Source organism: Micromonospora sp. NPDC085948 (assembly GCF_040686315.1).
Classification (GTDB): domain Bacteria; phylum Actinomycetota; class Actinomycetes; order Mycobacteriales; family Micromonosporaceae; genus Micromonospora.
The window spans coordinates 198,801-223,481 of sequence record NZ_JBFBJW010000008.1 but is presented as its reverse complement, the minus strand read 5'-3'; the positions used below and the strand labels follow the sequence as shown (position 1 = coordinate 223,481).

General features: G+C 73.4%; 18 protein-coding genes. 6 read left to right on the top strand and 12 right to left on the bottom strand.

Annotation, left to right across the window (positions count from 1 at the left end; genetic code table 11):
- Positions 1-38 precede the first annotated feature (38 nt).
- The gene (locus tag AB0O48_RS21980) at positions 39-1,025 is read left to right on the top strand and encodes an SEC-C domain-containing protein (protein WP_365067950.1); all 987 of its coding nucleotides are present in this window, start codon (positions 39-41) and stop codon (positions 1,023-1,025) included.
- 112 nt (positions 1,026-1,137) lie between these two features.
- On the opposite strand, the gene AB0O48_RS21975 is transcribed toward AB0O48_RS21980, so the two are convergent.
- Complete coding sequence (locus AB0O48_RS21975) at positions 1,138-1,404, bottom strand: helix-turn-helix transcriptional regulator (RefSeq protein WP_357251211.1); 267 nt, start codon at positions 1,402-1,404, stop codon at positions 1,138-1,140.
- Between the two features lie 100 nt (positions 1,405-1,504).
- On the opposite strand from AB0O48_RS21975, the gene map reads away from it, so the two are divergent.
- Both map and AB0O48_RS21965 read left to right on the top strand, forming a co-directional pair.
- Complete coding sequence (map, locus tag AB0O48_RS21970; RefSeq protein ID WP_357251209.1) at positions 1,505-2,323, top strand: type I methionyl aminopeptidase; 819 nt, start codon at positions 1,505-1,507, stop codon at positions 2,321-2,323.
- A gap of 109 nt (positions 2,324-2,432) precedes the next feature.
- Positions 2,433-2,879: a nitroreductase family deazaflavin-dependent oxidoreductase gene (locus tag AB0O48_RS21965; protein WP_357251207.1), complete on the top strand. Its 447-nt coding sequence runs from the start codon at positions 2,433-2,435 to the stop codon at positions 2,877-2,879.
- Positions 2,880-3,046: 167 nt separating this feature from the next.
- On the opposite strand, the gene AB0O48_RS21960 is transcribed toward AB0O48_RS21965, so the two are convergent.
- The 5 genes from AB0O48_RS21960 to AB0O48_RS21940 all read right to left on the bottom strand — a co-directional run bounded on the left by AB0O48_RS21960 (position 3,047) and on the right by AB0O48_RS21940 (position 10,159).
- On the bottom strand, positions 3,047-3,334 hold the full coding sequence (locus AB0O48_RS21960; protein WP_231394634.1) for a DUF6244 family protein: 288 nt from the start codon (positions 3,332-3,334) through the stop codon (positions 3,047-3,049).
- A 164-nt stretch (positions 3,335-3,498) separates the two neighbouring features.
- Positions 3,499-3,726: a winged helix-turn-helix domain-containing protein gene (locus tag AB0O48_RS21955; protein ID WP_357251437.1), complete on the bottom strand. Its 228-nt coding sequence runs from the start codon at positions 3,724-3,726 to the stop codon at positions 3,499-3,501.
- Positions 3,727-3,834: 108 nt separating this feature from the next.
- On the bottom strand, positions 3,835-4,749 hold the full coding sequence (locus AB0O48_RS21950; protein WP_357251205.1) for a hypothetical protein: 915 nt from the start codon (positions 4,747-4,749) through the stop codon (positions 3,835-3,837).
- A gap of 2 nt (positions 4,750-4,751) precedes the next feature.
- Positions 4,752-7,364 (bottom strand): FtsK/SpoIIIE domain-containing protein, encoded by a 2,613-nt coding sequence (locus AB0O48_RS21945; protein WP_365067943.1) that lies wholly within the window; start codon positions 7,362-7,364, stop codon positions 4,752-4,754.
- Between the two features lie 98 nt (positions 7,365-7,462).
- The gene (locus AB0O48_RS21940) at positions 7,463-10,159 is read right to left on the bottom strand and encodes a hypothetical protein (RefSeq protein ID WP_365067940.1); all 2,697 of its coding nucleotides are present in this window, start codon (positions 10,157-10,159) and stop codon (positions 7,463-7,465) included.
- 170 nt (positions 10,160-10,329) lie between these two features.
- On the opposite strand from AB0O48_RS21940, the gene AB0O48_RS21935 reads away from it, so the two are divergent.
- Entirely contained in the window at positions 10,330-11,865 is a 1,536-nt protein-coding gene (locus AB0O48_RS21935) for a M1 family metallopeptidase (RefSeq protein WP_357251197.1), read from the top strand.
- A 170-nt stretch (positions 11,866-12,035) separates the two neighbouring features.
- Here AB0O48_RS21935 and AB0O48_RS21930 read toward each other — a convergent pair whose 3' ends face one another.
- The 4 genes from AB0O48_RS21930 to gltB form a co-directional block, all read right to left on the bottom strand.
- Positions 12,036-12,545, bottom strand: a complete 510-nt coding sequence (locus tag AB0O48_RS21930) for a hypothetical protein (RefSeq protein WP_357251195.1) — start codon at positions 12,543-12,545, stop codon at positions 12,036-12,038.
- Between the two features lie 69 nt (positions 12,546-12,614).
- Positions 12,615-13,994, bottom strand: a complete 1,380-nt coding sequence (locus tag AB0O48_RS21925) for an MFS transporter (RefSeq protein WP_365067936.1) — start codon at positions 13,992-13,994, stop codon at positions 12,615-12,617.
- A 174-nt stretch (positions 13,995-14,168) separates the two neighbouring features.
- The gene (locus AB0O48_RS21920) at positions 14,169-15,704 is read right to left on the bottom strand and encodes a glutamate synthase subunit beta (RefSeq protein WP_365067933.1); all 1,536 of its coding nucleotides are present in this window, start codon (positions 15,702-15,704) and stop codon (positions 14,169-14,171) included.
- Positions 15,697-20,382, bottom strand: coding sequence for a glutamate synthase large subunit (gene gltB, locus AB0O48_RS21915; protein WP_365068031.1), 4,686 nt, complete (start codon positions 20,380-20,382; stop codon positions 15,697-15,699). The genes AB0O48_RS21920 and gltB overlap by 8 nt, the downstream gene beginning before the upstream one ends.
- A gap of 164 nt (positions 20,383-20,546) precedes the next feature.
- Here gltB and AB0O48_RS21910 point away from each other — a divergent pair, with 164 nt between their 5' ends.
- Positions 20,547-21,392: a GNAT family N-acetyltransferase gene (locus AB0O48_RS21910; protein WP_357374373.1), complete on the top strand. Its 846-nt coding sequence runs from the start codon at positions 20,547-20,549 to the stop codon at positions 21,390-21,392.
- A 177-nt stretch (positions 21,393-21,569) separates the two neighbouring features.
- On the opposite strand, the gene AB0O48_RS21905 is transcribed toward AB0O48_RS21910, so the two are convergent.
- Positions 21,570-22,757 carry an NAD(P)/FAD-dependent oxidoreductase gene (locus tag AB0O48_RS21905; RefSeq protein ID WP_365067928.1) on the bottom strand — a complete coding sequence of 396 codons (1,188 nt, stop codon included), beginning with the start codon at positions 22,755-22,757 and terminating at the stop codon, positions 21,570-21,572.
- Positions 22,758-22,772: 15 nt separating this feature from the next.
- Positions 22,773-23,945: a prolipoprotein diacylglyceryl transferase gene (lgt, locus tag AB0O48_RS21900; RefSeq protein WP_365067926.1), complete on the bottom strand. Its 1,173-nt coding sequence runs from the start codon at positions 23,943-23,945 to the stop codon at positions 22,773-22,775.
- Positions 23,946-24,046: 101 nt separating this feature from the next.
- Between lgt and AB0O48_RS21895 the strand changes: the two genes are divergently transcribed.
- Positions 24,047-24,637, top strand: a complete 591-nt coding sequence (locus AB0O48_RS21895; protein WP_357571501.1) for an NUDIX hydrolase — start codon at positions 24,047-24,049, stop codon at positions 24,635-24,637.
- Positions 24,638-24,681 lie beyond the last annotated feature (44 nt).

Here is a 24,681-nt window from a genome sequence, read left to right as displayed (position 1 = left end):
TCCCCCACCCACCGCCCGTCGTCTTTCAGGATGCGCCCATGTCCGAGTTGCTGACCGCCGACCGCATCAACGAGATCGGCAACCTGGGCTTCGAGAGCCCGGACCCGGCCGCGCTCGTCGCCGAACTGGTGGGCGCCGTCGACGAGGGGCGCGTCGCGGACCCGGACGACACCGGGTACGCCCTGCTGGTCGCCGTGGACATCCTGGAGCAGGCCGGCGACCTGGCCGACGCGCTGGCGCTGGCCACCCGCGCCGTCGCCGAACAGCCGGACGACAACGCGTACGCGCGAGGGGTGCGCGGCGGCCTGCTGCTGCGCCTCGGGCGTACCGACGAGGGCATGGCCGAACTGACCGCCCTGCGTCCGCTGCTGGAGACCGACCCGGCGGCGACCTACCTGGTCGACGAACTGGTCGAGTCCGGCCACAGCGACACGGCGGTGGAATGGCTCACCGGGGCGCTGGACGCCATCCTGGAACGGACCCGGACCCAGCAGCACGCATCCGAGGACGCCCAGGACGAGGCCGCCGCCATGATCTACGGCCTGGCCCAGCAGCGACACGACCTGCGCGAAGAACAGGGCCTACCGCACGACGAGTACGACAACCTCGCCGACCGCCTGCGCGCCGCGAGCGACCACGCGCTCGACGCCCTCGACGACGGCCCGGCGACGCTGCTGTTCTGGCCGCAGACCGAGTTCACCGCGCTGCTGTTGCGCTGGCCCACCCTCGCCGACAGCTACCCCGCCACGTGGGACGAGCACCGCGCCCAGATCGAACGCGCCCTCGTCGACGCGTCCGCGATGGGCGGCGCGGACCTGGGTGTGGCCGTCGGCACGGTCGCCGACCTGGCGGCCTTCGCCGACAGCGAGGGCAGCGACCCCACCGACGAGGAAACCCAGGACGAGTACGCCGACTCGCTCACCGGCCCCGACCTACGGGCCTGGCCGCCCGGCCGCAACGACGCGTGCTGGTGCGGATCGGGCACCAAGTACAAGAAGTGCTGCCTGCCGCGCTCGCGCGGCTGACGGTGTGCTTGCCGCTCGCGCGGCTGACGGTGTGCTCGCCGCCCGCGCGGCTGACGGTGTGCTCGCCGCTCGCGCGGCGGGCCGGTGGGTGTCGTGCTCGCGCGGCCGGCCCTCAGGACGCTTCGCGGAGGCGCAGGTCGGCCAGCCACACCTCGGCCAGGTCGCTGAGCTGGACGCCGAGGACCTCACTGAGGCAGACCACCGTGCCGAACGCGGGCGCCGGGAGCCGACCCACCTCGATCTTGCGGAGCGTCTCCGGCGAGATGCCGGCCGCCAGGGCCACCTCGACGAGGGGACGGCCACCTCGCGCGACCCGAAGCGCCGCACCGAGACGTTGACCCGCGGCGATCTGCGCGGGGGTGAGCGGTGGGCGAACCATGTGAGCAGGATAGATCTGCCGTCGCGGACCAGCAACGCCATCCGGGCGGACGCGCCGAGCCGTGGTATAAATATACCGCTACGGACAGGGAGGGTTGGTCGTGATCGAGCTTAAGTCCCCCGAGGAAATCCAACGGATGGCCGTGACCGGCCAGTTCGTCGGCGAGTTGCTGGCGGAGCTGCGGGAGGTCGCCGCCGTCGGGGTCAACCTGATGGACCTCGAGCGCCACGCCCGCCGTCGGATCAAGGAGCGGGGCGCCGAGTCGTGCTACTGGGACTACGCGCCGTCGTTCGGCCGCGGCCCGTTCCGCAACGTCCTGTGCCTCTCGGTCAACGACGCCGTGCTGCACGGCCTGCCGCACGACTACGTGCTGCGCGACGGTGACCTGCTGAGCATCGACATGGCGGTCGGGATCGACGGCTGGGTCGCCGACTCCGCGCTGTCCGTCATCGTCGGCACCCCCAGCCCGGCGGACCTCAAGCTGATCGAGGCCACCGAGGTCGCGCTTGCCGCCGCGATCGACGCCGCACAGCCGGGCAACCAACTCGGTGACATCTCCGCCGCCATCGGCGAGGTCGCCCACCGCTACGGCTACCAGGTCAACAACGAGTTCGGCGGGCACGGCATCGGCCGTACCATGCACGAGGCCCCGCACGTCGCCAACAAGGGCCGCCCCGGCCGGGGCATGACGCTCAAGCCCGGTCTGACGATCGCGATCGAGCCGTGGTTCTGCCGCGGCACCGACAAGATCAAGTTTGACGAGGACGGGTGGACGATCCGGTCCGCGGACGGCTCACGCACGGCCCACTCCGAGCACACCGTCGCGATCACCGAGGCCGGCCCCCAGGTGCTGACCACCCGCCCCGGGCAGGGCACCCGGCCGGCCGACCGCAGTGGACAGTCCACCGCGACGTCCTGAGCGGCGCACCTCCGACCAGCCCGCCTCCGAACCGGCCCCACCTCCGAACCGGCCGGCGCACCTCCCAGCCGGCCCACCTCCGAGCCGGCCCGACGAAGGAGACGATGCCGTGACGGCACCGGAGCAGCACGAGACGATCGAGGACAGCCCGGTCGGGTGGGTCGCCGAGCACATCCGGCGCTACGTGCAGACCGACGGCGCGGACGGCGACACCTTCTACGGCGTACCGTCGCTGCTGCTCACCACGCGCGGACGCCGCACGGGCAAACTGCGCCGCACCGCATTGATGTACGGCCGCGACGGCGACAACCACCTGCTGGTGGCGTCCAACGGAGGTGCCAGCACGCACCCGGCCTGGTATCTGAACCTGAGCGCCGACCCGACGGTCGAAGTGCAGGTCGGCGCGGAACGATTTACCGGGCGGGCGCGGACGGCGACGGGCGAGGAGCGGGCTCGGCTCTGGCCCGTCATGACGAAGGTCTTCCCGACGTACGCCCGCTACCAGAAGGGCACCGACCGCGAGATCCCCGTCGTCGTGATCGAGCGGGCGCCCTAACCGGGCGCTCTAGCCGGGGAAGCGGATGACCGGAAGGTCACCGCCGTCGCCGTACGCCTTGACCTCGCTGGTCAGCACCGAGGCGCCGTGCTCCAGGACAGGCGGCTCCGGCGGTGGAACCGCAGGTCGTACGGGCGAACGGCGGGTTGTGCTGCCACCACCCGTGGTCAGTTTCCCAGCGCTCGGACCTTGGCGATCGTCTCCTGCACATGCTGCTTGGCTGGGTCGCCGCCCTGAGACGCCTGCGCAAGCGCCTGACGATACGAGTCGATCATCCCGACCAGTGGACCAGCGGCAACGCCTTCCAGCGCTCCGGCGACGAGTGCTCGTGCCTCGGCTGCGTCCTGTGCTGCCGCTGCGGTCTTGGCCTTCGCCTCGTCCAGCTTCTGCGACGCCGCCGCCAACCTCGCGATGATCTGTGCTGCGCTCACGCGCACCTCCCCGTGATCGACCATCGCCTCCACCACCGCACCGGCGGAGACCACAAGGGAGCGTACGAGATCCGCGCACCCAGCGCGACCGCCTGATCGCGCATCAGGGACCCCACTACGGTAGATCTTGGAAGGATTCGGCCCCTCCAAGGGCACTTTCCTTCCAAGATCGCATGGCGTCCACGGGTTCAGCGCTCGGCGACGAACACCCCGAGCCCGTGAACACCCTGCACCCAGCCCTGGGCCTGAAGGACGAGGATGGCTTGCCGAACCACGGTCGTCGAAACACCGTGCTGAGCCTTGAGCTGCACCGTGGAGGGCAACTGGTCCCCCGGCGCAAGCTCCCCTGACTCGATTTGGCCCCGGATGTGGCAGTAAGCACAACACCTGCGTATGCCGCGTCCGCAGCCCTCCATGATCGTCACGAAGTCATTGAGATCGGGGTATCCGAGCGGCCTCGATGACCCGGTTTCAGTGATCTCGAGTGGATCATGCAAGGACCCTGCGCAGGGGACGCGTCGGGGTCAGCGCAGGCCGCGGACCAGCAGCAGGTAGGCGCAGTAGGCCATCGGCACCAGCAGGAAACAGATCAGGAACCCGAGCGGCAGATAGCGCGGCGGGGTGCCGGCGACCATGGCGGGCCGCCCCCAACGGCCCAGCACCAGGTAGCCGCCGAAGAACGCCACCGCCGGCAACCCCGCGCAGGTCCACGCACCGAGGGTGAACCCGTCGACCATCCCGACCCCGGAGGCCAGCACCAGGGCCAGCATGACCACCCCGGCGACGGCCGCGCACCCGACGTAGACGGCGACCGCCCGCGCCAGCGGCGACCACGTCGGCAGCAGCGCCGGCCGCTGGGCCAACAACTCCGCCTGCTGCCCGTGCCGGTCGGCCTCGTCGGCCATCCGCCGGGCCAACTCCAGCTCCACCACCGGGTCGACCGCCGCCGCCCGCTGCGCCGGCACCCCGGCGCCCGTCGGGCTCGCCGCCGTCGGCAACGCCAGCCGCGCCTCCCCCGCCGGCACCTGGGGGTACGCCCCAACACCCGCCCGCCCCGGCGCGCCGGCTGCGCCGTCGGATGCCCCGTCCCCGGTTCCGGCCGCGGTTAACGGGTCGGACCCGACGGCCGAGCCAGGACCGAACCCCGCAGCGGGGCCGGGGACGGAGCCGGCGGCGGGGCCGGAGCTGGGCGGCGGGCCGGGCCAGGCGGCGGTCTCGCTCGGACGACCCGGGGCGGGTCCGGCGGCCGGCTGGTCGACGCCGATCGCCTGGCCGAGTTGGTCGAGGCGCTGCCCCTGGGCGGTCAGCCGCTGGTGCAGGTAGTCGACGGCGGCGTGCAGGTCACGGCGGCGCGCGGACTCGGCGGCGGCGTGCTGCTCCCCGGCTCGGTGCTGCTCGGCGAGCTGTCGGGCCAGCGCCGCGTACTCCTCGAAGGACACGGTCACCGCTCCCCGTCCGGCTCGTCCGCCCGGCCGGCGAAGTCCGGCTCGTCCGCCCGGCCGGCGAAGTCCGGCTCGTCCGCCCGGCCGGCGAAGTCCGGCTCGTCCCCCTCGCCGGCGAACGGGACGATCAGCCGGGTGCGCTGGTCGTGCCGGTCGATCAGCAGCGCCCGGTCGGCGCGGGGTGTGTAGGCCAGGTCGTGGGTCCCGAGGTGCAGGGCCAGCTCGCTCCCGGGCACGTTGAGCGCCACCAGGCAGGCGACGTCGTCGCGGTTCTGGGTGCCGCCGAGGTCGTCGGCGAGCCGGCGCAGCCCCCGCCACCAACCGAGCAGGTGCACACCCTGCCCGGGTCCCTGGCGCAGGACTGTGCGCAGGTCGTCCAGGCCGGAGCGGAACGTGCCCGGGTCGGTGGCCCCGAGGACCGGCGCGGCGGCGTCCATCCCGAACACCACCAGGTACTCCCGACCGGCGGGCTCGGCGGCCAGCGCGGCGATCCGGTCGCGCAGTCCGGCCGCGTCGAGGCGCTGCACCGGGTGCCCGGCGGACCGCAGCAGCGTCTCGGTGTCGTCGGCGACACCGGCGGCGGAGCTGACCAGGGAGGCCAGCTGGAACCGGACATCGCCGGGGTTGTGCTGGCGGGCCAGGCTGAGTGTCGCGGCGCGCAGCACGTCCGCGCCGGCCGGTGCGGTGCCCACCACGGCGAGGTGCCGGCCGGGGGTGGCGTCCATCAGGAACAGCGCGGTGGTGCCGTGCACGTCGACGGTCCGGCCGACCAGGGCCATCGGACGCCGGCCACCGGGACGCAACCCGGCGAACGTGGGGTCGTCCTCGACCCGCGCGGCCTCGTACCCCCGGAAGACCGCAGGTGCCCGCGAGCCCGCCGGCCGGGCCTGCCACAGGTCGTGGCGCAGCGCGGCCAGGTCCGCCGCCGCGGCGTGCGCGTCGGGGAAACGCAGCACCGTGTCGGCGCCGACCGCCCCGGCGGCGGTGTTGATGACGGCGGAGCCGATCGGCAGGGCCGCGGCTGCGGTGTTGAGCTGGTCGAGCACGCCGCCACCGCCGGGTAGCGCCACCCGCAACGCGAACTGCCCGAAGATCGCCTCGGCCCGGCCGTAGAGGGCCTCGATGCCGGTCATGCTCTGGCTGGCGAGCACCAGGTGGATGCCGTACGAGCGGCCCTTGCGGGCCAACTCCTCCAGCAGGTCCACGGAGTCCCGGGCCAGCGTGTCGTTGCCGGCGAGCAACACGTGGAACTCGTCGATGACCGCCACGATGCGCGGCAGCGGATTGTCCCGGGGCAGGTCGGCGAGTTTGGTGACGCCGTGCCGCTTCAGCGCGGTGGCCCGCCGTTGCGCCTCCCGGCGCAGCTCGCGCAGGACGGCGAGACCGTACTCGCGGTCGGATTCGATGCCGACGGCACGGGCGTGCGGCAGCCAGGACGGGTCCCGGCTGGTGGGCACGAACTCGGTGAAGCTCACGCCCTCCTTGAAGTCGAGCAGGTAGAGCTGCAACTCGGCCGGGGAGTAGCGGGCCGCCAACCCGTAGAGGACGTCGAGCAGGAAGACGGTCTTGCCGGCGCCGGTGCGACCACCGACCAGCCAGTGCGGGGTGGCGTCGTCGAAGGCCAACGTCAGCGCGGCGCCGCCGGCCCGGCCGATCACCGTACGCAGGCCGTTGCCGGCGGACTCGACCCAGCGCCGCTCGGGCAGCAGGTCGGTGAAGGGCAACGCGTCGGAGCGGCGGGCGGCGGCGGCCAGGTGTTCGGCGAGCGCGCGTACCGACGCGGAGGGCGGGTCACCATCGAGCAGTACGGGAGCGGCGAGACCGGAGCCGTCGGCGCTGAACGGGGTGCCGGGCGGGTCGCCGACGTAGGCGTACCCCTGGTCGAGCCGGACCGCGGTGGTGCCGCCCAGCGGCGTCGGGGTCTCGCCGGGCAGCCGGGACGGGTGGCCGGCGAGCAGCACGCACACGGCGGCGGCCGGGCCGGCATGGGTGAGCGCGGCGAGCCGGGCCAGCTCGCGCGGCGGCGGCGCGGCGGTGGCCACCACCACCAGCAGGTGCCGGGCCGCGGACTGGGCGTGCTGCGCGGCGCGGGCGTGCCGCTCGGCGGCGTCCAGCAGCGCGGCCACCTCGGCCTCGGCGGTGGCCGGCGGGTCGAGCACCCCGGCGTCGAGCAGTGGTCGCAGCGGGCCGAAGGTCGCGCCGAGCGCGGCGGTGTCGATCCCGGCGACGCGGACCTGACCGGGCGGCGCGGTGGCGACCAGCCGTAGCACCAGCGCCCGCAGCAGCCCGGCGACCCGCGGGTCCCGGGCGTCGGTGTCCAGGGCCAAATGGTGGCCGCCGCCCAGCGGGACCAGCACCGGAAACCCGCCGTCCGAGGTGGACGCCTCGCCGATCCGTACCGCGGTCGGTTCCTCCATCAGCGGGGTGACGCCCGGTGCGGGGGTGGCCAGGGCGCCGCCGAGGCGGGCGAGGCGGGCGACCAGCGCGTCGACGCCGGCCGGGGCGACGGTAGCCGGTGCGGTGCCGAGCGCGTTCCGGGCGGCGTCGAGGTGCGCTCGGGCCGCCCGGTGGGAGTTGATCGCCTGCCCGTACGCCGACGCGAGCCTGCCCACCCTCTGCCCCCAACGCCGACGGCCGTCTGGTCCCAGGAACCCTAACGGACGGCGGTGGCACCCGGACAGTCCTGCGAGGACGTGTCCCGCCGGACCCGTCAGGCAGGGCTGCACGGCACGGGGTCGGGCGCGTCGGCCAGCCCGCAGCGGAACACCTCCACCGGCGCGGTCGCCACCTGCGGCACCTGCTCGACCCGGAGCAGGGCCAGCCGTTTGTCGACCGGCTCGCCCGACTCGGGCGTGAACCGGATCAGCCCGGCCACCCCCCGGTAGCCCTGGCCAGCGTTCTGCCGGAGCACCTCCGCGTGCACGGCGACCGGGTTGACCGACGTCGGCTCCCACCGTTGTCGCGGGTCGGCGTGGTGCAGCCGGGCGGCGAGGCTCTCCACCGCCCGGATCATCATCATCGCCGCGTCGTAGGCGAGGCTGACCCGCTCGCCGACCTGGTGCCCGGAGTCCGGCCGGCAGCGCGGCGGATCCAGCAGGTCGTCGGCCTGGATCCAGGCCAGGAAACTGGCTCGGGCGTCGTCGCGGCGCTCCTCGGCGACCCGCAGCGCGGCGCAGGTGGCCAGGGATGCCTTGGAGACGTACGTAACCGGCAGGTTGCCGGGGGCCGCGGCGCGCAGCCCCGGGTTGGCCATGTAGCGGTTGACCGAGTCGTCGGCGACGAGGTGCCGGGGCGGGTTGCCGCCGCACTCGCGCAGCGCCCGCAGGAAACCGTCGAACTCCGACCAGCGACCCGCGTAGAAGAGCAGCCCGGGATAGCCGCACTCGTCGACCAGCCGCTCACCGGTGCGCCACTCGTCGAGCCGGGTCATCCGGGCGCCGAACCGCTGCCGCAGCCCGTCGACGAGGGTGCCCACGTAGAGGTCCTCGGTGAGCGTGCTGCCCTCCAACGTCGTGTAGTAGACGTGCGCCTCGTCGACCTTGAGCACCTGCTGGGCGTAGGCGTCGACCATCTCCACCTGATCGGTGTTGGACGCGGAGATCTGCAGGTAGAGGCGGGAGTTGGCGTCCATCCGGTCGGCGGAGAGCGTGGGTGCCAGCACCGGCAGCCCGACCTTGTTCAGCTCGCGCAGCGCTCGGGCGGTGCTCGTCCGGCTCTCCACCAGGCCGACCACCCCGACCACCGTGGGGTCGTCCGACGCCAGCTCGGCCAGCATCGACACGGCCCGGTCTGAGTAGATCATCTGCCGGCCGCCGTTGGCCACGACGATCCGCAGCAGCGCGGCACCGTCGGCGCCGGCCGACTCCTTCAGCAACGCGTACTGGGCGGTCGCCATCCCCTCCAGTTCCTCCCGCTCGGAGACGTACGACTCCTCGTCGGCGCGGGTCCGGTTGCCGGTGAGCGTGCCCAGGTAGACCAGGGTCAGGAAGGGCCGGCGTCGGTCGCTGCGCTGCCAGACCTCCTCGGCGGCGCGGTTCTGCGCGAAGATGCGCCGCTGGATCTTCCGCAGACCCTCCTGACCGGGATCGTCGTTGAACACCTGCGCGGCGCTGTCGCTGTAGCCGACACACTCGCCGCTGGCGACCACCTCGACCGAGACCCGACCGCCGGTCAGCGACGGGTGACACCCCGGCGCCCACCGGCTGCCCGCCCACACACCGAGCGCCGCCACCAGCACCAGGCACAGCGCCGCCGGCAGGAAGCGCCGCGACCACCAGGGCGGGTCGGGCGCGGAGAACGGTCGCATGCCGCCACGCGACGGCGGGCCGGTGTCGGAGTCGTCGGGGCGCAACGCCACCAGCCAGGCGGCCGGGCGGCGCAGCCGCCGCATCTCCGGCAGCGCCTCAGCCCACTCGTCGTACGCCTCGTCGGCCTCGGTCAGCGGGTGCGGCTCGGGCAGTTCCGGCGGTGGTTGCCCGCCGGACACGACGATGAGCAGCGGGTCGTTGCGGCCCGTTTCGGTGCGGACGTCGCCGATCAGGCGGACCAGTTCGCCGCCGACGTTGCCGGGGGCGACGTGGTCGAGCAGCAGCGCCGGGTACGCGGTGCGCCGCCAGTCCGACGGACGCCACGGCCGACGCCGGTACGCCTGCCGCAGGTCCTCCAGGAACGCGTGCAGCAGCAGTTTGTTGACCTGGTCGGGTTGCTCGCCGTCGCGCCACCCGGCGGTGAGGCGTTCGGCGAAGCCGAGGAACGTGACCGACTGCCGGGGCGCCAGGTACTGCTGGCGCATGAACCAGTTGTAGTGCCGCCCGATGACCGGCACCCGGCCGGAGACGGCGGCCCGGAAGACCACGCTCGGCACGGCGCGGCGGACCAGCCAGAGCAGCACCTGCGAGACGATGCTGACCGCGTCACCACCGGAGGGCAGCGCCTCGGGGGTACGCGTGCCCCGGCGATCCCGCAGCCGGCGTACCAGGGCCGCCCTGCTGTCGTCGGCGTCGACGCCGAAGCTGAGGCTCTGGTGCATCAGCCAGTCCGCGAGCGGGTAGTGCCGGAAGCGCAGCCGGGCGGCGCCGAACGCCTCCAGGGAGAGCTGTCGGTGCAGTTCGCGCAGCAGCGCCGGCACGTCCCCGGCGCCCGGCGGCGCGTCGGCGTCCAGCACGGCGTGCGGCACCCGCCGCCGGGGCCCCTGACCGAGGAATCGGCGCAGCGGCACCATCAGATCCGAGGTGTCGGAACGGACCAGCCAGAGCAGTGGCAGTCTCCGGTCACCGCGGCGGGGTCGCCGCAGCAGCCGTGCGAGCAGCGCGAAGAATTCCAGCCCACCGGCCGGCAGCCGGTCCCGACCTCCGGGCGACTGTCGCTGGCCGATCAACTCCCGCTTGGGCACCTCGGACCGCGGCACGCGTCACCTCCGATCCACACAGTGTGACCTTGCGGCGCAAGGCACGCCAGTGACCGGTGGCCGACGGTCCACCGGGGACGGCGACGGCAGGTCGGGCGCGGCAGGCCGGCGACGCTCACGGTTGTCTATTAGGTTGGCGTGGCGAACACCCGATGGAGGGAGTCCACCCCGTGCGACGAATGTTCACGGCGGCCACCGCCGCCCTGACCCTCACCACCGCCGGCACCATGCTCGCCGGCACCCCCGCCCAGGCCGCCCCGACCGGTTGGGGCCGACCCGTCGTCACCGCCGCGCCGCAACCCGGCGCACCCGGCCTGGGCGACAGCTACTTTCCCGACTACGGCAACGGTGGCTACGACGTCGAGCACTACGACGTCCGGCTGCGCTACGACCCGGCGTCCGACCAGCTCAGTGGCACCACCACGATCCTCGCCACGGCGACGCAGGACCTCTCGGCGTTCAACCTGGACTTCCTGCTCGACGTCGAGTCGGTGCGGGTCAACGGGTGGGCGGCGAGCACCAGCACGGCGGGCGCCCACGAGCTGGTGGTCACCCCGACCCGCACGGTGACCCGGGGCCAGCAGCTCACCATCGTGGTGCGCTACGCCGGCGTCCCGTCGGAGACCCTGGTCGGCGGCTACACCGGGTGGACCCGGACCGACGACGGGGCGATGGCGGTCAACGAGCCCGAGTCGGCGTGGTGGTGGTTCCCGAGCAACGACCACCCCCTGGACAAGGCCACCTTCGACATCTCCGTGTCGGTGCCCACCGGCGTCGAGGTGATCAGCAACGGCGTGCAGCCGCGGCCGCCGGCCGCCGAGGCCGGCAACCGCACCCGCTGGATCTGGCGGACCACCTCCCCCACCGCCCCCTACCTGGCCTTCCTGGCCATCGGGCAGTACGACATCGTCACCGACACCACCCCCGGCGGTCAGCCGGTGGTCAACGCGTACAGCACCTCGCTGGGTGCGCTCGGTCCGGCCGCACGGGCCAGCATCGAGCGGACCGCCGAGATCGTCGACTGGGAGAGCGGGATCTTCGGCCCGTACCCGTTCGAGGCGCAGGGCGGCGTGGCCGGTCCGGTGGACGGCATCGGCTTCGCGCTGGAGACCCAGACCCGACCGGTGTACGGGCCGGGCTTCTGGCGGCGCGGCGCCAACACGTACGTGGTGACGCACGAGCTCGCGCACCAGTGGTTCGGTGACTCGGTCTCGGTGGCCGACTGGCGCAACATCTGGCTCAACGAGGGATTCGCCTCGTACGCCGAGTGGCTCTGGTCCGAGGAGCAGGGCGAGGGCACCGCGCAGGAGGTGTTCGACTTCGCCTACGCCAGTTACCCGGCCGACGACGAGTTCTGGCAGGTGCTGCCCGGTGACCCGGGCGCGGCCCGGATCTTCGACAACGCCGTCTACGACCGGGGCGCGATGACCCTGCACCAGCTGCGGCTGGCCGTCGGCGACGACGCGTTCTTCGAGATCCTGCCGGCCTGGACCGCCGAGCACCGGTACGGCAACGGCACCATCGAGCAGTTCCAGGCACTCGCCGAACAGATCTCCGGGCTGGACCTGGACGACCTGTTCACCACCTGGCTGTTCACCGCCGGCCGACCCGACGTGGCCACCACCGCACGAAAGGCCACCGCCGCGCCGACCGCACCGAAGTCCTGGGCCAAGATCAGCGAGTCCCACGACCTGCTGTCGCACTAGAGGCAGACCAGGCACCGACCGGAAGGGCCGTCGCTGACGCGGCGGCCCTTCCGTCGGTCCACGGTGGTCCTGCCGGGTAGAGGCGGCCGCCACCAGTACCGCGCCCCGAGCCGGCGCCGGCAGCAGCAGGGGTGACGGCGGCGCAAGACGACGGGCGGGGAGCCCGCGGCTCAGGACGTCGGCGTCACCGCACCGGCGGTGCTCGCCTCGATGGCGCGGATGTGCCGGTAGGCGAACCAGAGCGGCGGGAACGCGCCGACCGCGAAGGACAGGTCGATGAGCGTCCAGAACCAGGGGATGTCCCGGATCGGGCCGCAGATCACCGCCAGTGGAACGATGCCCGCGCAGGCGATCATGCCGACCTGCACGACCCAGACGTTGCGCACCGGGTCACGCAGCGGCCCCCAGAACGCCACCGCCAGCACCAGGTGGGCGAACGCCAGCCAGTCGGTGCCGTAGAGCAGGAACGGGTAGTCCTCGTCGGCCGTCACCAGCCCGGTGTGCACCCGCTCGATCCAGTCGACCAGGGCGGGAAGCTGGTCGGAGAGCGGGTCCAGTACGCGCAGCAGCCAGCGCACCTCGATCTCCAGCGGAAATGCGGTGGCACCGCTCAGGAAGAGCCCGATCAGCACGATCCACAGCCACCGACGGGTCCGTCGCAGCCGCTCCTCGATGTCCATGATCGCAGCGTAACGATGATCTTCGTGTCGTCCTGTCCCGTGCGCGGGCCACCGGGGGTGACCGCTGTCTCAGCGACGCGCCGCCGGTCCGGCCGTGGCCAACTCCCCGAGCCGGGACGCGCCCAGCCCCACGCCGGCGGGCGCGATGACACACACCGCCCCGGCGGGTCGGACGATGCGGGCGGCCCGGAACGCCACTCGCCGTACCGGATGACGAGGCCGTGGCGCGACCAGCGCGAGGGCCGCGCGGGCGTGCTGGCGGTCCAGGGCGACAGCCGCCGCCACCGTTGCGATCGCCGCGGTGGACCCGGCGAGCACGAGCGTCTGGCGCGGCCCGGCATGTTCGGCGAGCCAGCCGAGCAGCGGAGCACCGGCCGCGGCCGAGACCGAGCCGGTGACCGCCAGCGCGGCGAGCACCCGGCCCCGCATCGCGCCGTCGGTGTCGAGTTGGGCGCGGGTGCCGACGGTGGTGTCGATGACCACCGCGGCGGCGGCGATCGGCAGGATCATCGCGGCGAAGCTCCAGGTCCCCGGTGCCAGGCCGGCGACGATCTCCAGCCCGCTGGCGAACAGACCCGCGGCGACCAGGGTCCGGTAGCCCAGGGAACCTCGGCGGGCCGCGACGAGCGCGCCCAGCACGGTCCCGACCGCGAACACGGTCGACAGGACACCGTAGCCGGACGCACCGGCGTGCAGTGGCCCGTCGCTCATCGCGGCCATCGTCACCTGGTAGTTGCGGCCCAGGCTGCCGAGTACGAACGCCAGGGCGAGCGCGAGCAGCAGCACCGGCTGCCCGCGCAGGTACGCGAAGCCGGCGCGGACGCCGTCGTGGGTTCGGCCGGTCGCCGTCAGCGTCGGTGGGGTTCCCGGACGTACCGCGAACAGCGCCACCACCACGGCGGCGAAGCTCGCCGCGTTGATGCCGAACAGCAGGGCGGGTCCGACGGCGGCCACCACGACGGCCCCGAGGCTCATGCCGAGGATGCGCCCGGCGGAGTTGGTGAGGGACCCGAGCGCCAGGGCGTTGCCGAGCGTCTCCCGGTCGACGAGGGTGGCGGCCCACCGCCCCATCACCGGGCCCTCGATCGCGGACACGGCACCGGTGCCCAGGGAGATCGCGAAGATCAGCGGCAGGCCGCCGACCCCGGTCAGGGCGACCGCCGCCAGTCCGGCGGCGAGCGTCGCGTGGGCCACCTGGGCGGCGATCAGCAGCGGACGGGCGGGCAGGCGGTCGGCCAGCACACCGCCCCAGACGCTGAGCAGCAGCGTGGGCGCCGCCTGGAGCAGCACGGCGAAGCCCATGGACGTCGCGGAGCCGGTTTCCTTCAGGACGTACCAGTTGACGCCGAGGACCTGCATCCAGGTGCCGATGACGGAGACAAAACCGGCGAGCGCCCAGATCCGGTAGTTGCGGTGGCGCAGCGCGGCGAAGGTGGCACCTCTGGCCACGACGGACCTCCAGCGATCGGCAGCATGATCATTCATGCCGATCGCAGTGCGGTTCGGCAGCCGGCAAGTCTTGCCGGCCTAAACCTCTTTGCCCACCTTTGTGAGTGGCTTCACCAGCGGGAATGCCCGGCCGGTGCGGCGGCAGAACCGCCCCACCGACCGGACGCCCGCACCTCAGCGAACGGCGAGAGCCTGCGCGGCCGGACCCACCGGGGCCGGCAGCGTACCGACACCGCCCAGATAGCCGTGGATGGCGGCGGCCGCCGCCCGCCCCTCGGCGATGGCCCAGACGATCAGCGACGCGCCCCGGTGCATGTCACCGGCCACGAACACCCCGTCGGCGTCGGTCTGCCAGTCGTCCCGGGCGTCGACCGCCCCCCGGGCGTTACGGGTCACCCCGAACTGGTCCAGCAACGGCTGCTGCTCGGTGCCCTCGAAGCCGATCGCCAACAGCACCAGATCGGCCGGCAACTCCCGCTCGGAGCCCGGCACCACGGTGACGACCCGCCGGCCGTCGCGCTTCTCCACGGTCACCTCGGCGATCCGCACCGCCCGCACCTGGCCGGTGCCGTCGTCCACGAACTCCTGCACCGCGACGGCGAAGACCCGCTCGCCGCCCTCCTCGTGCGCCGGGTAGCTGCGCAGCACCCACGGCCAGGTCGGCCACGGGTCCCGTGCCTCGTCGCGCCCCTGCGGCGGCTGCGGGTACAGGTCGAGCTGGTGCACGCCAGCGGCGCCCTGCCGGTGCGCCACGCCCAGACAGTCGGCCGCGGTGTCACCGCCACCGATGATCACCACGTGCTTGCCGGCCGCGTCGATCGGGGTGCCGTCCGGCAGCAGCGCACGCGCCGGCCGGCCCTCGCCGGTGGCCGGGACGCCCGGCTCGCCGGTGGCCGCGGTGGCGACCGCGCGATTCGCCGCGACGAGATGCGCCATGGCCTGGTGTACGCCCCGCAGCGCCCGTCCCGGAGTCTCCGGCGTGTCCCGCCCCTGCAACGCACCAGCGGCCAGCAGCACCGCGTCATGCTCGGCGCGCAGCTGCTCGGCGGTGACGTCCACCCCGACGTTCACCCCGGTGCGGAAGCGCACCCCCTCGGCGGCGAGCTGGGCCAGCCGGGCGTCGATGTGCCGCTTCTCCAACTTGAAGTCGGGAATGCCGTACCGCAGCAGGCCCCCGATCGCGTCGTCCCGCTCGTACACGGTCACCGCGTGACCCGCGCGGGCCAACTGCTGGGCGGCGGCCAGGCCGGCCGGCCCGGAACCGACGACGGCGACCGACCGACCGGACGGCGCCGGCACCGGCCGAGGGACGAACCCGCGCGCCGCGGCGGCGTCGGCGATCTCCACCTCGACCTGCTTGATGGTCACCGGCTGCCCGCCGGAGATGCCGAGCACGCAGGCCGCCTCGCAGGGCGCCGGGCAGAGCCGGCCGGTGAACTCCGGGAAGTTGTTGGTGGCGTGCAGCGACTCCACCGCGGCGTCCCAGTTGCCGGTGCGGACCAGGTCGTTCCAGTCCGGGATGCGGTTGCCCAGTGGGCATCCGTCGTGGCAGAACGGGATGCCGCAGTCCATGCAGCGGGTGGCCTGCTCACGGACCAGCTCCTCGCCGGCCGGCGGGTACACCTCGCGCCAGTCGCTGATCCGCACCGGCACCGGGCGGCGGGCCGGCAGACGCCGGTCGTAGCGCAGGAAACCGTTCGGGTCAGGCACGTGCCACCTCCTGGGCCGCCACCCGCGGGGCGGGCGGCACCGGCGCGGCGGACGGCACGCTGAGCGCGCTCATCACCGCGTCGTCGACGTCGCGGCCGGCGGCTTCGGCGGCCTTCATGATCTCCAGCACCCGGCGGTAGTCGCGGGGTACCACCGCGGTGAACTCGGCCACCGCCTCCGGCCAGCGCTTGAGCAACTCCTCGGCGACCGACGAGCCGGTCTCGGCCACATGCCGCTGGACCAGCTCGTGCAGCAGTGACTGCTCCTGCTCGCCCAGCGGCGCCAGGTCGACCATCTCCCCGTTGACCCGCGAACGATCCAGGTGGAGCACGTACGCCGTGCCGCCGGACATGCCGGCCGCGAAGTTCCGGCCGGTCGCGCCGAGCACCACCACCGTGCCGCCGGTCATGTACTCGCAGCCGTGGTCGCCGACACCCTCGACCACGGCGATCGCGCCGGAGTTACGGACCGCGAACCGCTCCCCCACCCGGCCACGAAGGAAGACCTCGCCCGCCGTGGCCCCGTACAGGATGGTGTTGCCGGCGATGATCTGATCCTCGGCCCGCTGCCCCGGCGCGGCGTCCGGGTCGAGGAACGGCGCGGCGGCGTCCGGACGGACGACGAGCCGGCCCCCGGAGAGGCCCTTGCCCACGTAGTCGTTGGCGTCGCCGTGCAGGCGCAGGGTCACCCCGCGCGGCAGGAACGCGCCGAACGACTGCCCAGCCGTGCCGTGCAGCACGAACTCGATGGTGTCCTCGGGAAGGCCGGCGCCGCCGAAACGACGGGTCACCTCGCCGCCGAGCATCGCGCCGACGCTGCGGTGCTCGTTGCGCACCGCCACCTCGACCCGCACCGGCGCCCCGTCCGTCAGAGCCGGACGGGCCAGCGCGATCAGCTCGTTGTCGAGCGCCTGCTCCAGGCCGTGGTCCTGCGCGCGGACCCCGCGTCGGGCCGCACCGGCGGGCAGCTCCGGCAGGTGCAGGACGGGCGCCAGGTCCAACCCGTGCGCCTTCCAGTGCGTCAGCGCCGGGGCCACGTCGAGCACCTCGGACTGCCCGATCGCCTCCTCGATCGACCGGAAACCCAGCTCGGCCAGGTAACCCCGGACCTCCTCGGCGAGGAAGAGGAAGAAGTTCTCCACGAACTCCGGCTTGCCGGTGAACCGCTCCCGCAGCACCGGGTTCTGGGTGGCGATGCCGACCGGGCAGGTGTCCAGGTGACACACCCGCATCATCACGCAGCCCTCGACGATCAGCGGCGCGGTCGCGAAGCCGAACTCCTCCGCGCCGAGCAGCGCCGCGACCAGCACGTCCCGGCCGGTCTTGAGCTGGCCGTCGACCTGCACGGTGACCCGGTCCCGCAGCTTGTTGAGCAGCAACGTCTGCTGCGCCTCGGCCAACCCCAACTCCCAGGGGGTGCCGGCGTGCTTGAGCGAGTTCATCGGGGAGGCGCCCGTGCCGCCGTCGTGGCCGGAGATCAGGATGACGTCCGCCTTGAGCTTCGCCACGCCGGCCGCGACGGTGCCGACACCGAACTCGCTGACCAGCTTGACGTGCACCCGAGCCGCCGGGTTGACGCACTTGAGGTCGTGCACCAGCTGGGCGAGGTCCTCGATGGAGTAGATGTCGTGGTGCGGCGGCGGGGAGATCAGACCCACGCCGGGCGTGGCGTGCCGGGTGCGGGCGATCCACGGCCAGACCTTGTTGCCGGGCAGCTGACCGCCCTCACCGGGCTTGGCGCCCTGGGCCATCTTGATCTGGAGGTCGTCCGCGTTGACCAGGTATTCGCTGGTCACCCCGAACCGGCCGCTGGCGATCTGCTTGACCGCCGAGCGGCGCCTCGGGTCGTGCAGTCGGTCGACGTCCTCGCCGCCCTCACCGGTGTTGGACTTTCCGCCGAGGCGGTTCATCGCGATGGCGAGCGTCTCGTGCGCCTCCGCCGAGATCGACCCGTACGACATGGCGCCGGTGGCGAAGCGCTTGACGATCTCGGTGGCCGGCTCGACCTCCTCGATCGGCACCGCCGGGCGCAGCCCGGTACGCAGGGTGAACAACCCCCGCAACGAGCCGGCCTGCGCGGCGAGCGCGTCGACCTTCGCGGTGTACTGCCGGAAGACGTCGTACTGCCGGCTGCGGGTGGCGTGCTGCAACAGGAAGACCGTCTCCGGGTTGAACAGGTGCAGCTCACCCTCGCGGCGCCACTGGTACTCGCCGCCGACCTCCAGTCGGGCGGACGCCGCGGTGCCGGCCGGGGGCCAGGCCAGCGCGTGCCGTGCCGCGACCTCGGTGTGTACGCCCGCCAGGCCGACCCCGCCGATCCGGCTGGGGGTGCCCCGGAAATAGCGCTCGACCAGCCGGGTTTCCAGGCCGACCGCCTCGAAGACCTGCGCGCCGCAGTAGGACGAGACCGTCGAGATGCCCATCTTCGACATGATCTTCAAAACGCCCTTGCCGAGCGCCTTGGCGTAGTTGCGCACCGCGGCGGCTGGTTCCACCCCGACGAGCGCGCCGGTGGCGATCATGTCCTCGACGGACTCGAACGCCAGGTACGGGTTGACCGCCGCCGCGCCGTAGCCGATCAGGACCGCCGCGTGGTGCACCTCCCGGCAGTCGCCGGACTCCACGATCAGCGCCGCCTGGGTGCGGGTCTGCTCCCGCACCAGGTGCTGGTGCACGGCGGCGGTGAGCAGCAACGACGGGATCGGCGCCAGGTCGGCGTTGGAGTCCCGGTCGGAGAGCACCAGGATGCGGACGCCGTCCTCGATGGCCTCGGAGACGTGCCGGCAGATCTCGGTCAGCCGTGCCTTGATCCCGGCGGCGCCCTCCCGGATGCGGTACAGGCCGGACACCCGGACCGCCTTGAAGCCGGGCAGGTCGCCGTCCTCGTCGATGGAGAGGATCTTGGCCAGCTCGTCATTGTCGATCACCGGGTGCGGCAGCACGATCTGCCGACAGCTCGCCGCGCCCGGGTCGAGCAGGTTGCCCTCCGGCCCGATCGTCGACGCCAGGCTGGTCACCAACTCCTCGCGGATGGCGTCCAGCGGCGGGTTGGTGACCTGGGCGAAGAGCTGATGGAAGTAGTCGTAGAGCAGCCGCGGCCGGGTGGACAACGGCGAGATCGGGGTGTCCGTGCCCATCGAGCCGAGCGGCTCGGCGCCGGTACGGGCCATCGGCGCGAGCAGGATCTTCAGCTCCTCCTCGGTGTAGCCGAAGGTCTGCTGCCGGCGGCGCACCGAGTCGTGGGTGTAGACGGTGTGCGCGCGGGGAGGCAGGTCACCCAGCTCGATCAGCCCGGCGTGCAGCCATTCACCGTACGGCTGGGCGGCGGCCAACTCGGACTTGATCTCCTCGTCGTGCACGATCCGGCCGGCCACGGTGTCGACCAGGAACATCCGGCCCGGCTGGAGCCGCCCCTTCGCGACCACGTGCGCCGGGTCGAGGTCGAGCACGCCCGCCTCGGAGCCGAGCACCACGAGCCCGTCGTCGGTCTGCCACCAGCGCCCCGGGCGCAAGCCGTTGCGGTCCAGCACCGCGCCGACGATCTCGCCGTCGGTGAAGGCCACCGAGGCCGGCCCGTCCCACGGCTCCATGAGGCTGGCGTGGAAGCGGTAGAAGGCACGCTTGGCCGGCTCCATGCCCGGGTCGTTCTCCCAGGCCTCGGGGATCATCATGAGCACCGCGTGCGGCAGACTCCGCCCGGCCAGGTGCAGCAACTCCAGGACCTCGTCGAAGTTCGCCGAGTCGGAGGCGGCGGGGGTGCAGACCGGGAAGACCCGCCGGATGTTGCCCGGCACGTTCGGCGAGCGCAGGAGCGCCTCGCGGGCCTGCATCCAGTTGCGGTTGCCCCGGATGGTGTTGATCTCACCGTTGTGGGCGATGAACCGGTACGGGTGCGCCAGCGGCCAGGACGGGAACGTGTTGGTGGAGAAGCGGGAGTGCACGAGCGCGATGGCGCTGTCCACCCGCTCGTCGCGCAGGTCCGGGTAGAACGCCGGAAGCTGGTCGGGGGTGAGCATTCCCTTGTAGACCATCGTCCGGCTGGACAGCGACGGGAAGTACGCCGGCACGCCCCGCTCGGCGGTCTCCCGTTCGGCCTGCTTGCGTAGGCAGAACGCCACCCGGTCCAGCTCGATGCCGCTCAGCGCGTCACCGGCCGGGCCGGCCGGTGAGCCGGTGAGCCGGCGCGCGGCCACGAAGACCTGCCGGACCCGGGGCATCGCCGCCAGGGCGGTCTCGCCGAGCCCTTCCGGGGCGATCGGCACCTCCCGCCAGCCGAGCACCTCGGCACCCTCGACCAGCGCGTACTTCTCGACCACCTGCCGGGCACGCGCCTCGCCGGCGTCGTCGTCGGGGAGGAAGACGAGCCCGGTGGCGTACTCGCCCGCCGGGGGTAGCGCCACGTCGGCCGCCGCGCGCAGGAACGTGTCCGGCACCTGGATCATGATGCCCGCGCCGTCGCCGGTGTTGGGCTCCGCGCCCCGGGCACCCCTGTGGTCCAGACGGCAGAGCGCGCCGAGCCCGTTGGCGACGACCGCGTGGGAACGGCGACCGTGCAGGTCCGCCACGAAGGCCACCCCGCAGGCGTCGTGCTCCTGCACGGGGTCGTAGAGGCCCTGGGCGGACGGGCGGGTGCCGGGCATCGGGGACGCCTGCGGGCTGTGCGGGTGCGGCTGTGTCATTTCCGCGTACGGCTGAGCCACCGGGCCTCCTGTCGTCACTCAGGTTGATCATGCAGGGGACGACGTCGGCCCGTGGGTCTATTGAGTCTACGTTAGGGCCCGGCTCGCACAGCCACCTGAGATTGATCACACCGTCCACAGGCTGGGACGTGTAGTCTCGCGCGGTGGATCCGCTACACAAGGACGTCTTCGACCGGTTGGAACGCTTCTACGACGCGGTGCCCCGCGACGTCGCCGCTGCGGAGGATCATGGCGGGCTGGTGCTGTTCGTGCGCGAAGGTGCCGGCTGGCCGTTCTACGCACGCCCCCGGATCGGGGCCGCCGAGCCGCCGTCGCTCGCCGACGTGACCTCGGTCCGCGGGCGGCAGCGCGAGCTGGGTCTGCCGGAAGCCTTCGAGTGGGTGCACGAGACGACTCCCGAGCTGCTGGCGGTGGCCCGCTCGGCGGGGCTGCACGTGCTGGAGGCGCCGCTGATGGTCCTCGACCCGGCCGCGCTGCCCGACCCGGCGACCCTGTCCGACGCGGCGGTGCGGGTGCTGGCGGCCGACTCCCCCGGCTTCGCCGCCGACGTCGCGGCCCGACGCGCGGTGGCAGCGGTGTCGTTCGCCGCCGCCGGCACCGCGCCCGGTGCGGCCGGTCCGGCCGAGCGGGACGCCGCGGTCACCGAACTGGAGTTGGCCGCGCTCGACGAGGAGCGGACCCGGATCGCCGACGGCCGACGGATCTCCGCGCTCGCCGGGACGGCGACCGACGGGGCGCTGGCCAGCGGCATGGCCATGCGCGTGGGCGACGTCGCGGAGATCGCCGGCGTGGCCACGTTGCCGGCCGCCCGGCGGCGCGGGCTGGGCGCCGCACTCACCGCCACCCTCGCCCGGGAGCTGCACGCGGCCGGCACCGACCTGATCTTTCTCTCCGCGGGCAGCGACGACATCGCCCGGGTCTACCTGCGGGTGGGGTTCCGCCGCATCGGCACCGCCTGCATCGCCGAACCCGCCGCGCTCATCGCCTGACCGCTCACGCCGCCCGCCCCGCCGCGACGCGCCCCGCCCCGACGCGCCCCGCCCCGCCGCGCGATCTTGCACTTTCTGCCGCGACAAAAACGGATATCTAACGCGTATCGGCGACAGAAAGTGCAAGATCGGCGCGGGTGTGCGGGTGTGGGGTGGGGTGGGGTGGGGTGGGGTGGGTCAGGCCGGGGGACGCCACTGGGCGGCCGAGGCGGCGGCGCTGGAGAGCAGCCGCGTGTTGATCGTGCCGAGTGCGGCGTCGCGGGCGCGCAACGCCAACCGGCCCCGGGCCTGGAGCACCGCCGACATCCGCCGGGTCTGCCGGACCACGGTCGTGGCCCGGGGGCGACGAATCCGGTCGTACGCCTGCACCGCGTCGGGCAGTCGAGCCTCGCGCAGCAGCGAGGCGAGCGTGGCGGCGTCCTCGAACGCGAGGCAGGCGCCCTGCCCGAGGTGCGGCGGCATGGCGTGCGCCGCGTCGCCGAGCAGCACCACCCCGCCCGGCCCAACGGGGAAGCCGTACGCACGGGGCAGCGGACGCAGCTCGCGGACCTCCTGCTGGACCAGGTCGGCCGGGTCGGTGGCGTCGAGCAGCGCGCCGATCGGGGCGGGCCAGCCCGCGTACCAGCGGCGCAGCAGGGCGAGCTGGGTCTCCGGGGGTTCCGGGCGAGGAGCGCCGGCGGCAGTGGCCACCCAGTAGATCCCGCCCCGGGTGGACCCACCCGAGGAGCCGCGCTCACCCAACGACGCGGCCACGAACCGGTAACCGGCACCGAGGATCTCACCGACCAGCGGTTGGTCGTCGGGCAGCCGCGGCGCCTGGTACCAGGGAATGACGGCCCGCCACGCGGCGCAGCCGGAGCTGACCACCCGGGACTCGGGCGCGAGTTGGCGGCGGATGCCGCTGTCGGTGCCGTCGGCGGCGACCACCAAGTCGGCCTCGATGGTCTGCCGCCCGTCGCTGACCCCCGGTCGCTCGCCCGGCTCGACGCGGACGTGGCGCACGGTCACGCCGGTACGCAGCTCGACCCGCTCACCGAGGCCCGCGATCAGCGCGTCGTGCAGGTCTTCGCGGTGCACCACCACCGGCATCCGGTCGGCCGGGATGGGCCGGGGCTGCACGAGCCAGTGCCCGTCCGGGCGACGGACCCCGCCGTCGGACAGCGGGGTGGCGATGGCGGTCAGACCCGCGCCGAGGCCGAGGGCCTGCAACGCGCGGACGCCGTTGGGCCAGAGCACCACGGCGGTCGGCTCGGGGCGAATCCGTTCGGCGTGTTCCAGCACGGTGACCTGCCAGCCCGAACGGGCCAGCGCACCGGCCACCGCGAGGCCACCGACCCCCGCGCCGACCACCACCGCGCTTCGCATCGGTGCCGCCCCCGCTCAGCTGTCCCGGTCGGCGGGCCGCACGCCTGCGGCGTCGGCCCGGTCGGTACGCACACCCGACGGGTCGTCCACCGGCTCGTCGTCGGTCGACGGGCCGTCGACCGACGACGCGTCATCGAGCGGCTCGGCGCCCTGGTCGGTGGCCGGCTCCGCTGGGATGACGCCGGTGTCCTGCCAGGCGGCGTACTGCTCCTCGCTGACCACCCGGTAGCCCTCCGGGGCGGTGGCCCGCGCGGGGGTCTCCCGCTCCGAGAGGTCGATCTGGGACAGGTCGGAGGTGGGAGGCGGGGTCGGCGTCGCCACCGCGCCGAGCGGGATCAGGTAGTCCCGCGGGCCGCGCACCCGGACGAAGTAGATCAACGCGCCGAGGAAGACCAGGCCGGCGGTCCAGACGTTCAGTCGTACGCCCAGAATCTGGTTGGCCTCGTCGGTGCGCATCATCTCGATCCAGAACCGGCCGACGGTGTAGCCCATCACGTAGAGGGCGAACGCGCGACCACGGCCCAGCTTCAGCCGGCGGTCCAGGAGAAGGACCAGGGCGACGACGCCGAGGTTCCACAGCGCCTCGTAGAGGAAGGTCGGCTGGTAGAGGCCCGGTTCGAGGATCGGCTGCCCGGCGTCGTCCCGCAGCGCGTGCCCCGGGTTGTCCGGATCCATCCGGTGGATCTGCAGGCCCCACGGCAGCGTGGTGCGGCCACCGAACAGCTCGTTGTTGAACCAGTTGCCGACCCGGCCGACCGCCTGGGCCAGCGCCAGCCCGGGTGCCACCGCGTCGGCCACCACGCCGAACGGGATGCCGAGCTGCCGGGCGGCGATGTACGCACCGACCGCCCCACCGGCGACGGCGCCCCAGATGCCGAGACCGCCCTCCCAGATGGCGAAGGCCTTCATCGGATCCCCACCGGCGCCGAAGTATTTCTCCGGTGAGGTGACGACGTGGTAGATCCGGGCGCCGATGATGCCGGCCGGCACCGCCCAGACGGCGATGTCGAGCACCGCGCCGGGCGCGACGCCGCGCTGCCGCAGCCGGCGCTCCGTCACCCAGCAGGCCAGCACGATGCCGGCGATGATGCAGAGCGCGTACGCCCGGATCGGCACCGGCCCGAGTTGCCAGACCGCGGTGCTGGGACTGGGCAGGGCCGCCTGGGGGGACAGCGAGGCGAGGGTCACGGGTGCACACGCTACCGCTGCACACCCCCGTAGCGGCACCCCGGGCACGGGAGCGCGCATCTCGGTGACTTCTGGTTTGCGCCCCCGTACGCTCTTTGTCCATGAGCGCGCTCACCTGGGCGGTCGCCGCGGTCGTCACCGACGACACCGGCCAGGTGCTGCTCTGCCAGCAGGGCCGGGGAGAACGCCGCTACGCGTTGCCCGGTGGGCGGCTGCGTCCGGCCGAGAGCCCGGTGCGGGCGGCCCTACGGGACATCCGCGCGGAGACCGGTTGGGAGATCGAGCTGGTCGACCTGGTCGGCGTCTACCACCTGAGCGGCCCCACCGGGCAGACGTCGCCCGGGCGCGTCGGGCCGCTGCCCGACGTACTCGTGCACGTCTTTCGGGCGTGCGCCACCGACGGCCACCCGCCCGCCGACCCCCTGCCGGGTTGTCGGTTGTCCTGGCACTCCCCCGACGCGCTGCCCGAGGCGGTCACCCCGCTCACCCGGGCCGCCGTCGCCGACGCGACCGCCGGCCGCTCCGGCATGCTCCGCGACGTCCCGCCGCTGCCCGGCCCCACCGAGACCTCGCCGCCAGCCGCTCGCCCAGCCGAGCAGGACCGAACGGCGACCAGCCCGGACGGGCGGTCGGGAGTGGGGCAGCCACCCGAGCAACGCGGCGAGGCCGCGGACCCGTCCCGGCGCCACTGACGATTCCGTCAGCGACCCGAGGCCCGCCGCAGGGACGCGAATCC